This is a genomic window from Planktotalea sp. (genome assembly GCF_018607965.1).
GTDB lineage: Bacteria > Pseudomonadota > Alphaproteobacteria > Rhodobacterales > Rhodobacteraceae > Planktotalea.
The window spans coordinates 6,430-16,747 of record NZ_JABBAM010000086.1 but is presented as its reverse complement, the minus strand read 5'-3'; the positions used below and the strand labels follow the sequence as shown (position 1 = coordinate 16,747).

The following is a 10,318-nucleotide window of genomic DNA, read 5'->3' as shown; positions in this document are numbered from 1 at the left end:
TTGGGGGCAATACTGCGCAATTTTTGCAAGATAGGGGGCAAGAGATAGGCAGCAAAAAGTTCGGATGCGGCAATGCGCACGAGCCCTTCAACCGCTTGGGATTGCCCAGAGGCAACCATAGAAATATGTCCGGCCGCGTCTGCCATCGCGCGCACGTGTTCGGCCAAATCAATGCCCGTCTGTGTGATCTTGAGCGAACGGCCTGCGCGTTCAAACAGCGTGACGCCTAGTTCTTCTTCAAGCGCCGTGATCTGGCGACCAATCGTAGGTTGGGTTTGTTGCAAAACAACAGCAGCCGCCGAGAGCGAGCCCGCCTCAACAACCACGAGAAATGCACGTGCATGATTCCAATCAAAGGATATTGCCTGCCAATTCATGCATTAATGCATAACACAAAGACGGATTTCGGCAATTCCATAGTGATGCATGCATGAATTATGAACGATACAAAGGAGAACACCATGCAAAGCCAAGCCAAATTCTGGGACAAGATCGCAGAGAAATACGCAAACGACGCGATCAGAGATATGGACGCCTACACATATACGCTGGAGTGCACGCGCAGTTATCTCAAGCCGCAGGACACGGTTTTGGAAATTGGATGCGGCACCGGATCGACCGCACTTTTGCTTGCGGAAAGTACCGCCACCTATCACGGCACCGATATTTCCAGCGCCACGATCGCGATTGCACGGCGCAAAGTTGCGGCAACAAGCCTGCCAAATTTGAGCTTTGAAAGGTACCCTACGCTTGAGGGGATCTTTGCACATGACAATCTTGATGCCATGCTCGCGCTGAACTTGTTGCACCTTGTGCCCGACGTTCCCGCCACGTTGACCGCAGCACATGGCGCGTTGAAAAGAGGTGGCTTGTTGATTACGAAAACACCGTGCTTGGCGTCGTCGAGTTTTAAGATCAAGCTGATGCTAAAGCTGATCCCACTCGCGCAATTCTTTGGTAAAGCTCCGTTTGTGCAAAGTTTTTCAGTAGCGGCTTATGACCAAATGATCGAAGCCGCGGGATTTGAAATTGTGGAAAGCGGCAATCATCCTGTCGACCCACCCGCACGCTACGTCGTAGCGCGTAAGATCTAGCGCAGGGATCTTGCAGCAGTGCGCAACAATGCCCAAGCATAGACTTTGTGAAATCCAAGCAGCGCGCGAAAGGTGAACCCCATTTTCGCGCGCCCTTGGTTGTCAAGCGACGTCGCCAAGATCGCGCTTCCGAAATACAAGCGGGTCTTCTCTGCCTCGTTTTCACGCATAAGCCATGTACGGATGGGACCTGTGCCAACAGCAAGCAAAAGTTGATTGGTATTGCGTTCCTCGACATGCTACACCGCAAGACTGCTAGATGTGCCATCCGCGAGATCAGCAATGTTCTGTGTCGTAGGCGGTTTGCCAATTGTGATGTTAAGAATTTTGCGTTTAAGGCGAAAAAGCCATGTGTCGAAGAAGGTTTTAACGAACTCCTCAAGTGTGATTTCGCGATCAATTGACGTTGTATAGCAGTCCGCAAAAGCATCCTCATAGGACAGGTATTTCCCAAGCAAGGCATCGTTGGGCAAGGCAATGGAGGTAACACGCGGCATGCTGCAAATTCCGATTCACTTGATTACATACGTTAGCGTATGTTGACGGATATCAACGCGTCAATCAAAACCACAAACCTGCGACATTCCATCCAAACGAAAAGCGCCGCTGGACATCAATCCAGCGGCGCTTTTGCATTTCTACGTATCACTCCAAAGGCAGCTTAGCCAAGAACGCGGCCCAGCGCCTGATCAACCGCATCTGTGATGTGATCAATATCATCCGCCGTTGCGATCAAAGCTGGTGAGAAGCAAAGCGTGTTGTTCTTGCCCGGAATTGAGCGGTTCGTTGCGCCGATGATAACGCCCTGTGCCATACAATCTGCAACAACCGCGCCAACCATCTTTTCATCTAGCGCCTCTTTGGTACCGCGATCCGAGACCAGTTCCGCACCGATGAACAGACCCTTGCCGCGCACATCGCCGATTGCGGCGTGCTTTTCAGCCAGCGCATGCAGGTTGTTCATCATGTGCTCACCCATGGCAAGGGTGTTTGCCATAAGGCTTTCGTCCTCAATGATGCGCATGTTCTCAAGCGCAGCTGCGGGGCCAGCCGTGCATCCACCAAACGTGGAAATGTCGCGGAAGTAGTTCAGCGGATCAGTCGAGTCGTCCTTGAACAAATCGAACACAGCTTCCGTCGTTACACAGCAAGAGATCGCTGCATAGCCAGAGGCAACGCCCTTCGCCATTGTGACAATGTCAGGCTTGATGCCGTAATTCTGATATCCGAACCACGTTCCCGTACGGCCAACGCCACAAACCACTTCGTCGATGTGCAGCAGGATGTCATACTTCTTACAGATTTCCTGAACGCGCTCCCAATACCCCTCGGGTGGCGTGATCACACCGCCACCGGCAGTCACTGGCTCAACGCAAAGTGCGCCGACTGTGTCAGCGCCTTCACGCAGAATAACTTCCTCGATCTGGTTTGCAGCCCACACGCCGTAACCTTCATCAGGTGCGCCCGCTTGCTCGTGCTTGCGGTATTCCATGCAGTGGGGAACGCGCACGAAACCGGGGGCGAAAGGGCCGTACTGCGCATTGCGCTCGTCCTGACCGCCTGCGGACATCGTCGCAAGTGTTGAACCGTGGTAGTCGCGATCACGGTACAGAATCTTGTGCTTCTTGCCGCCGTAACGCTTGTGCGCGATTTGACGGACAATCTTAAAGCCCTTCTCGTTCGCCTCAGAACCAGAGTTCGCATAATAAACGCGGCTCATACCTGGCATCTTGGTGATCAGCTTTTCAGCAAACATCGCACCCGGAATGGAACCCGTGGTGCCACCGAAGAAGTTCATCTTGACCAACTGATCCCGCACAGCATTCGCAATGCTTTCGCGGCCATAACCAACGTTAACGGTCCAAACACCACCAGAGACCGCATCCATATGTTCTTTGCCATTCTGGTCCCAGACCTTCATGCCTTTGCCTTCGATGATGATCTTCGGCTCTCCGGTTTCAAACCCTTTGTGCTGGATCAAATGGTGCCAAACATGCGCGCGGTCCGCGTCGACAATTTTGGAATAATCGTTGTCTTTAAAAGTACCGTCCATTTGCAATCACCCTCTATGTTGGAGAGCGGCCGTCTTTGCGGCGCGCTGAAATACCCCTTAAAGAGCGGGGTTTGATATGCTTAATTCATATAGAATGGGCCGAGTCTGATAGGGCCAGTTCATGCCATAACTTAAGTCCAAAAAACTGCCTTAAATTTAGATTATCTACGTAACTAAGAAGGTATCTTTATGGTTTCCAAGCAATATTTCTAGATTGTGAGTTGCTTGCGCGGGATAAACATGACTTCCTTAGCAACGGATACTGCAAAAACAGTTTGCAAGAATCCTTTAATCGCGTTGCCTTGAGCGGCGCAGGGCAACGCGCAAGCGTGGCTCCAAACGTATCGGCTAAAAAGTCGGACTTCGTATCTTCGGGTACACATTCGGGAGAAGACCAAATGACACTTAAAACAAAACTTATGAGCGCTGTTGCAGGCGTTGCAATGCTGTCTGGCGCGCAAGCCATGGCTGGCGGCCACAGCACACTGACAGTCGGCTATTTCCTTGAGTGGCCAATGCCATTCCAGTTCGCAAAAGCTGAAGGCATGTATGACGAAGCACTCGGCACAGAAGTGAAGTGGGTTTCCTTCGACACGGGCACAGCAATGTCTGCTGCAATGGCGTCTGGCGACGTTCAGTTGTCCGTATCCCAAGGCATCCCACCGTTCGTTGTTGCAACTTCTGCTGGTCAAGATCTTCAGGTTGTCGACGTTGCGGTTTCTTACTCTGACAATGACAACTGTGTTGTTGCCTCAGCACTTGAGATCGACAAAGACTCAGCAGCTGAATTGGCTGGCAAGAAAGTTGCAGTTCCACTCGGTACGGCGGCGCACTACGGTTTCTTGAAGCAGATGGGCCACTTTGGCGTTGACGTTGCAGGCCTTATAGTTGTGGACATGGCACCAGCAGAAGGCCAAGCGGCTTTGGCGCAGGGTTCTGTTGACATGGCTTGTGGTTGGGGCGGTGCGCTTAAACGTATGAAAGAAAGTGGCAACATTCTTTTGACTGGCGCAGAGAAGATGGAACTTGGCATCTTGGTATTTGACGCAACAACAGCGCCAACATCCTACGTTGCAGAAAATTCCGACATGGTTGCGAAGTTCTTGAAAGTCACAGCAGACGCAAACGCAATGTGGGCTGACGAAGCCATGCAATCCAAGATGCTTCCAGTGATCGCAAAAGACGCGGGTATGTCCGAAGCGGACGCGGCGTCCAGCCTATCCACATTCGTTTTCCCAACTGTAGAAGAGCAGTTGGGCAACGCATGGCTCGGTGGCACAGCGCAAGACTTCATGAAGGGTGTTGCAGACGTCTTCGTGAACGCGAAGTCCATCGACGCGGCGAAAGAGTCATATGCTGACAACGTAAACACAGGTCCACTTGAAGCAATCAAGTAAGCCTTGAACCTTATGCGAGGCGGGCACTTTTAACGAGGTGCCCGCCTTCATTTTACGAAAAATAGCTCGATACGAGAGCAGGGAAGGGTCAGATGTCTGAATTACTAATAGACAACATTTCGATGAGGTTTGAATTGCCCAATGGTGGCCATGTTCAAGCACTTCAAAATGTTTCGCTGGATATTAAATCCGGAGAACTGATGAGCGTGCTTGGCCCATCGGGCTGTGGCAAGACAACGTTGCTCAATATCGTCGCTGGTTTCCTTGCCCCGACTGAGGGCAATATTATTTTAAACGAAAAAAAGGTCGTTGGACCCAGTGCCGATCGCGGTATGGTCTTCCAACAAGGTGCCCTCTTTGAGTGGATGACAGTGCGTGAGAACGTGAGCTTTGGACCCGATATGGCGGGTATCAGCCGCGCCGAAAGCAAAGAGAAGGTCGAACATCTTCTTGAAGTCGTCGGTTTGGGCGATTTCAAAGAGAAAGCGATCTACGAGCTTTCCGGTGGTATGCAGCAGCGTGTGGCTTTGGCCCGTTGCCTTGCAAACGATCCCGACGTAATTTTGATGGACGAACCGCTTGGTGCGTTGGACGCTTTGACGCGCGAAAAGATGCAGGGCTTGGTTCTGGACCTATGGCGCGAGACGGGCAAGACGATCATTCTGATCACCCACTCTGTCGAAGAAGCATTGCTTTTGGGCGAACGTTTGTTGGTCATGGCCCCGCGCCCCGGTCGCGTTCACAAAGAGTACCGTTTGCCGTTCGCTGACCTTGGTGTTGGCAATGATCTGCGCGAAGTCAAAAAGCACAAAGATTACAACAGTACACGCGAGGAAATCCTCGAAATGATCTGGAGCATGGAAGAAGAAATCATGGGCCGCACGGAGGCATCATCATGAGTGGTCTTTTAGTTCTCGTACTCTATGTCACCGCGTTCTTTGGAAGCTATGCGATCCTGTCGCGGCTTCTTAAACGCTATTTCCAGCGCGATGGTTTCAATTCGCTTAAGACAGTTACGTTTGGCGACGAAAGCGCGGTAAAAGCCAACCGCATCGCGTCTGTCATCTCGATACTGACGGTTTTCTGGCTTTGGGTTGCGTTCACAAACTCTGTGATTCCACTGCCCAAGCTGCCCGGACCTTTCCAGGGTGATGTCAGCTTTACCTACACCGCAACGCTAGAAGATGGCACATCTGATGATGGCACGGTCACCGTGCGTGTGTATCGCGAAGACATTCAGCAAACGCTAGATAGCGAAGGTAACCCCGGCAAGGAACCAAGCGCTGTCGACGTAGAACCTGGTGACGGGTTTGCTAAGAACGATTCCATCACAGCTGCGCGCTACAGCTTTAAGGTTGTGAACGTTTGGAAGAACGATGACGTCTCTAAAAAGGACGGATCAAAAATTACTGCAATCAACGGCCAAGCCATCAAACCAGGTGAAAAAATCAAGATCCCCGAAGGTATGATTGGTCTTACGGACAAAGGCACACCAACCTTTGCCCCTGCGACGGGCCTACGGATGCAGCGTCTTTATTTGCCTGCACCAGAAGTTGTTATGCAGCGGTTCATTCGATTGAACAAAGAGGGCTACCAAGGCTTCACCCTTTGGGAGCACACCCGCTTTTCTTTGCAGCGTGTTCTGATCGGTTTCTTGTTGGGTTCCTTGATCGGTATTCCATTGGGCTACGCGATGGGTCTGACAAATTGGGCACGCGGATGGTTTGATCCAATCGTTGAATTCATGCGCCCTGTTCCGCCACTTGCATTGATCCCATTGATGATCATTTGGTTTGGCATTGGCGAAACGTCCAAAGTTATCCTGCTGTTCCTTGCAGCGCTTTGGATCATGATCATTGCAGCACGCTCTGGCGTGTCCGGTGTTGCGATTGCCAAGGTGCATGCGGCCTATTCGCTTGGTGCGTCCAAATGGCAAATCCTAACGAAGGTTATTGTTCCGAACTCGCTTCCTGAGATTTTCACAGGTGCGCGTGTAGCAATGGGTGTTTGTTGGGGTACGGTTGTTGCGGCTGAACTCGTTGCAGCCGAAGTTGGCCTTGGCAAGATGATCGTTGTCGCGTCCAAATTCCAGCTCACGGATATCGTTCTCGTAGGCATCATTTTGATCGGCATCATCGGCTTCTTAATTGATGTGGGTGTGCGCGCTTTGGAAACATGGCTGGTGCCTTGGAAGGGCAAAGTCTAAGCCTTCCAAACAGCAATCTGAATTATCGGGGGCGGAACTTAAAGTTCTGCCCCCGCTTTCTTTTCACCCCACATCAAACGCGCGCGCCCCAAGTCTTGCAAAAGGTTCAGGTGGCAGACGCTTTGGTGGGTCCAGCGCCAGCATATCATCTAGCATGTCAGACCTATGGTCCGTCGCCAACTCTGCCGCCATCATCCCCCCCAACGTGCCCTGCACCGTGCCAAGTCCATTTTGACAGCACGCACTGAACAAGCCTTCTTCAACTTCACCAGAGGCAGGCACGTTGTTCATCGACAAGCACAAATGCCCGCCCCACCGATGCTCCATTTCGATCCCTTCAAGTTGAGGGAAACGCGCTGCAAAGCTCTCATTATGGGTACGCCAAATGCCATTTAGCTTGGCATCGCTCACGCTCATCGATGGTTCATATGTAAAGCGATTTCGCACGATCAAACGATCCCCACCTGTGCCGCTGATGCGGCGAACAGTGCTGCCCAAAGGATCGGCTGGCGTTATCCCCCAATTGGCCTGCCCACCCAAGCGCTTCACAGCGTCAGCGTCCATCGCTTTGGTCATCGACCCGTAAGTATAAACATGCACAAGACGACGCTTGAAATGCCCGAAACTTTGTGCATGACCGTTCACCGCAAGGATCACTTTGGGCGCTTTCACCACACCCTTGTCGGTACGTGCATGCCAAATCCCATCGATACGATCCAGCGCACGAACGGCACTGTTCTCATAGATATTAACCCGATTTGATCGAAGTCTTTGAGCGGCGGATCTCACAAACAAGGCTGGTTGCAAAACCACGGTTCCGGGCGTGAATAACCCGCCTTGATAGTAGCGACTGCCCGTCACGTCCTGCATCTGCGCACCATTAAGCATCTCGGATGGCTCGCCCAACACATCCAGATGCGCAGCATAATCAACATTGTGATGCATGCCTTTTGCGCTTGCTGCGCCGTTAATTTAACCCGACTTACGAAATGCGTCCTCAGGCAAATCCCATTCTTGCACCATCTCTTCGGCAAACGAAATCGCCGCACGATTACGCGCGATCGTTGCGCGATCTGCTTGCACATCCCCACCATAATCCGACGACGCCAAATCATGCGGCATATCGATCATAAATCCCGTATTGCGCCCCGCTGGCCCGTCGCCAACGCGCAAAGCATCAAGCACGGTAATCTTTTCATCAGGACAAAGCTGTACCAAACGACAGGCAGCTGCGAGCCCCGCAAAGCCCGCACCAATCACTAAGACATCCGTGTTTTCATCGGCCTCAAGCGCACCAAATCCATCCCAAGAGGGCAGAATGGCATCCCACGCAGCAGGACCCGGGTTTGAAGGGAACCTCGTGATCTTCATCTAACTCCAAACCTCTCCCCGAAGAGCCGCTTGATCACGGCCCTAATACTCTTGATTTAGCGCATCAGCCGCCGGAATTTCGCGTTCTCGAGGCGTAATATAGTCTAGTAACGCTTCGTTCACGCCAGCATCCAGCTTAGGTTCTTCGTATTCCCCAAGCATCGTTCGCACTAGCGTCAAAGCGCGCTCATTTATCTCAACGCCGCCCTCTGCCTGCCATTGCTCAATCGAGTTATTGTCGAACAACTCAGGCATAAAAAATGCGCGCTGGAAGTTCTCAAGCGTATGCGGATGGCCCAGATAATGACCACCTAGACCTACGTCCGTGACAGCCGCCAAGCCTTCTTCAAAATCATCCCAATTGATGCCTTGTGTCATACGGTAGGCCATCGCACATTGCTCTGCATCCACCACGAATTTCGCCATGGAGCAATGCATACCCGCCTCGTTCCAACCTGCAGAGTGCCAGATATAATTGGCGCCCGACATCATGACCGCCATCAAGGTCGTCGCGCTTTCATAGCCTGCTTGCGCATCGAACGTTTTTGCGCCGCCCAGCGTGTTGGATGTGCGCCAAGGCACACCGTAGAACCGCGCCATTTGACCGATCATCATATTCATCAAACTGATCTCAGGCGTCCCCGCCATCGGCGCGCCAGACTTCATCGAAACCGTGCTTAAGTAATGCCCATAAATCGCAGGTGCGCCTTTGCGGATCAGTTGCGTGTAGGCCAGCGCGCTCAATGCTTCCACGTTCAATTGCGCCACAGTTGGCGCAACGGATGCAGGCGTATTTGCGCCACCCAAAACGAAGGGCGAACACAGCACAGGTTGGTTTCGACGTGAGAAGGCACGCAATGCGCCAAGCATCGTTTCATCCCAAACCAAAGGCGAGTTCCCGTTGCAATTGCCAGTCACCACAGGACGCGTTTTAAGGTACTCGTCCCCGAACAGGATCGCAGCCATGTCCAATACATCTTCTGCATTCTTGGGGCTGGTTGTCATGCCCATGAACGTCTTGTCGGAATGTTTCATCGACGAATACGTGATGCGCAAATGGCGGTGGCTGATCGCGTGATCATAGGGTTCGACAATGTGATGCGCGGAAGAGTGCATTGCTGGCAGCATGTGGCTGAGTTTGTGAAAATTCGCCAAATCATCCAAAGTCGGATTGCGGCGTTGGTCATCGAGATCGCGAATAAAGGGTGCGCCTGTCATGGGTATAAAGATCGAATGATCTTTGCCGAACGGCAAGTTATTCGCAGGATTGCGCGCGTGATAGGTGAAGGTTTCTGGGATTGTCGAAATCAACTCCCTAACCAATGCGCGGTCCAGAAACACGGTTTCCCCGCGCACATCGGCACCAGCTTTGCGCCAATCCTCAAGGGCGATTTCATCGCGAAAAACGACGCCCACATTTTCAAGGATGTCCATAGATGCCGCATCAATGCGTGCGATTTGTTCGGCATCCATCGGTTCTGTCAAAGGGATGCCACGTTTCAGCGATGGCAACATTTTTACATCGTGCGTTTGGCGAATTGCCCGCCGTGCGCCACGCCCGCAACGTGTGGTTCCAACTGCATCTACGTTCATTTGGCACCCTTCATTTTATCGCTCAAGCCCTGCATGACGCTTCGAATTATCCCACGCGTATTCGCTTCTTCCATCGCATCAACGACCGCTCTGTTCAGCGTATTTGGCGAAGCAAGCCCCGAACGCTCTTCCAATATACGCCCTTGCCCGTCCTTCGGGACATCACGTAAAAAGCCCGCCATTAAAGACGCAACATAGGTTTCCGCCCCCGCTGGATTACCTGTCTGTTCCCCCAACCAATCCGCCCCGTCTTTCATCACGGTTAAGGTTGCAGACAGCAAAGCAGAGGCCGCGAAGTGATCCGCAATCTGGGCTTCTTCGTTGAGTTCAATCGCGGGGTTTTCGGGACCGAACAGACTGTTCAGCGGTTCCGCAGATTGGAACGCGGGCAAAGGACATCCGCCGCGTTCGAGGAATCCGATCAGGATCGTCATGCAAATATCGTTAGCTGGCGTGACCTTTGTCCTGATCGCACAAAGCGAAACATTCGCCATGATCGACACAATCTGCTGATCATTGCGAAATGTAAGTGGGGCAGCAACCTCTTCCCAAACGGCGGGCCGCAGGCATAGAAAAACGATGTCAGATCCATCGACCATGTCTT

Annotated in this window: 10 protein-coding genes and 1 pseudogene; 4 read left to right on the top strand and 7 right to left on the bottom strand. The window is 52.3% G+C overall.

Going from position 1 to position 10,318, the window contains the following annotated elements; all coding sequences use genetic code 11:
- Positions 1-377 (bottom strand): LysR family transcriptional regulator (locus QZ279_RS08390; protein ID WP_293449915.1); only part of this gene is annotated, 377 nt, incomplete at its 3' end.
- Between the two features lie 60 nt (positions 378-437).
- Between QZ279_RS08390 and QZ279_RS08385 the strand changes: the two genes are divergently transcribed.
- On the top strand, positions 438-1,094 hold the full coding sequence (locus QZ279_RS08385) for a methyltransferase domain-containing protein (RefSeq protein ID WP_293449914.1): 657 nt from the start codon (positions 438-440) through the stop codon (positions 1,092-1,094).
- On the opposite strand, the gene QZ279_RS08380 is transcribed toward QZ279_RS08385, so the two are convergent.
- The 3 genes from QZ279_RS08380 to QZ279_RS08370 all read right to left on the bottom strand — a co-directional run bounded on the left by QZ279_RS08380 (position 1,091) and on the right by QZ279_RS08370 (position 3,147).
- Positions 1,091-1,264: a hypothetical protein gene (locus QZ279_RS08380; protein ID WP_293449913.1), complete on the bottom strand. Its 174-nt coding sequence runs from the start codon at positions 1,262-1,264 to the stop codon at positions 1,091-1,093. The two genes, QZ279_RS08385 and QZ279_RS08380, sit on opposite strands and share 4 nt — an antisense overlap.
- 69 nt (positions 1,265-1,333) lie before the next feature.
- Positions 1,334-1,591 carry a hypothetical protein gene (locus QZ279_RS08375; RefSeq protein ID WP_293449912.1) on the bottom strand — a complete coding sequence of 86 codons (258 nt, stop codon included), beginning with the start codon at positions 1,589-1,591 and terminating at the stop codon, positions 1,334-1,336.
- Positions 1,592-1,755: 164 nt separating this feature from the next.
- Positions 1,756-3,147, bottom strand: coding sequence for an aminotransferase class III-fold pyridoxal phosphate-dependent enzyme (locus QZ279_RS08370; protein ID WP_293449911.1), 1,392 nt, complete (start codon positions 3,145-3,147; stop codon positions 1,756-1,758).
- 398 nt (positions 3,148-3,545) lie between these two features.
- Here QZ279_RS08370 and QZ279_RS08365 point away from each other — a divergent pair, with 398 nt between their 5' ends.
- From QZ279_RS08365 to QZ279_RS08355, 3 genes are all read left to right on the top strand, one after another.
- Positions 3,546-4,544 carry an ABC transporter substrate-binding protein gene (locus tag QZ279_RS08365; protein ID WP_293449910.1) on the top strand — a complete coding sequence of 333 codons (999 nt, stop codon included), beginning with the start codon at positions 3,546-3,548 and terminating at the stop codon, positions 4,542-4,544.
- A gap of 92 nt (positions 4,545-4,636) precedes the next feature.
- Entirely contained in the window at positions 4,637-5,443 is an 807-nt protein-coding gene (locus QZ279_RS08360; protein WP_293449909.1) for an ABC transporter ATP-binding protein, read from the top strand.
- Positions 5,440-6,750: an ABC transporter permease subunit gene (locus QZ279_RS08355; protein WP_293449908.1), complete on the top strand. Its 1,311-nt coding sequence runs from the start codon at positions 5,440-5,442 to the stop codon at positions 6,748-6,750. Before QZ279_RS08360 ends, QZ279_RS08355 begins: the two co-directional genes overlap by 4 nt.
- Before the next feature lie 63 nt (positions 6,751-6,813).
- Here QZ279_RS08355 and QZ279_RS08350 read toward each other — a convergent pair.
- From QZ279_RS08350 to QZ279_RS08340, 3 genes and pseudogenes are all read right to left on the bottom strand, one after another.
- A pseudogene (locus QZ279_RS08350) lies at positions 6,814-8,121 on the bottom strand (FAD-binding oxidoreductase).
- A 42-nt stretch (positions 8,122-8,163) separates the two neighbouring features.
- Complete coding sequence (locus QZ279_RS08345; protein ID WP_293449907.1) at positions 8,164-9,714, bottom strand: trimethylamine methyltransferase family protein; 1,551 nt, start codon at positions 9,712-9,714, stop codon at positions 8,164-8,166.
- Positions 9,711-10,318: pyrroline-5-carboxylate reductase (locus QZ279_RS08340; RefSeq protein ID WP_293449906.1), on the bottom strand; the 608-nt coding region annotated here is incomplete at its 5' end. The genes QZ279_RS08345 and QZ279_RS08340, both read right to left, overlap by 4 nt.

Bases quoted from the DNA above. Each gene is read 5' to 3' on its own strand.
- QZ279_RS08385 (WP_293449914.1), top strand. From the start codon at position 438: ATGAACGATACAAAGGAGAACACCATGCAAAGCCAAGCCAAATTCTGG.
- QZ279_RS08380 (WP_293449913.1), bottom strand. From the start codon at position 1,264: ATGCGTGAAAACGAGGCAGAGAAGACCCGCTTGTATTTCGGAAGCGCG.
- QZ279_RS08375 (WP_293449912.1), bottom strand. From the start codon at position 1,591: ATGCCGCGTGTTACCTCCATTGCCTTGCCCAACGATGCCTTGCTTGGG.
- QZ279_RS08370 (WP_293449911.1), bottom strand. From the start codon at position 3,147: ATGGACGGTACTTTTAAAGACAACGATTATTCCAAAATTGTCGACGCG.
- QZ279_RS08365 (WP_293449910.1), top strand. From the start codon at position 3,546: ATGACACTTAAAACAAAACTTATGAGCGCTGTTGCAGGCGTTGCAATG.
- QZ279_RS08360 (WP_293449909.1), top strand. From the start codon at position 4,637: ATGTCTGAATTACTAATAGACAACATTTCGATGAGGTTTGAATTGCCC.
- QZ279_RS08355 (WP_293449908.1), top strand. From the start codon at position 5,440: ATGAGTGGTCTTTTAGTTCTCGTACTCTATGTCACCGCGTTCTTTGGA.
- QZ279_RS08345 (WP_293449907.1), bottom strand. From the start codon at position 9,714: ATGAACGTAGATGCAGTTGGAACCACACGTTGCGGGCGTGGCGCACGG.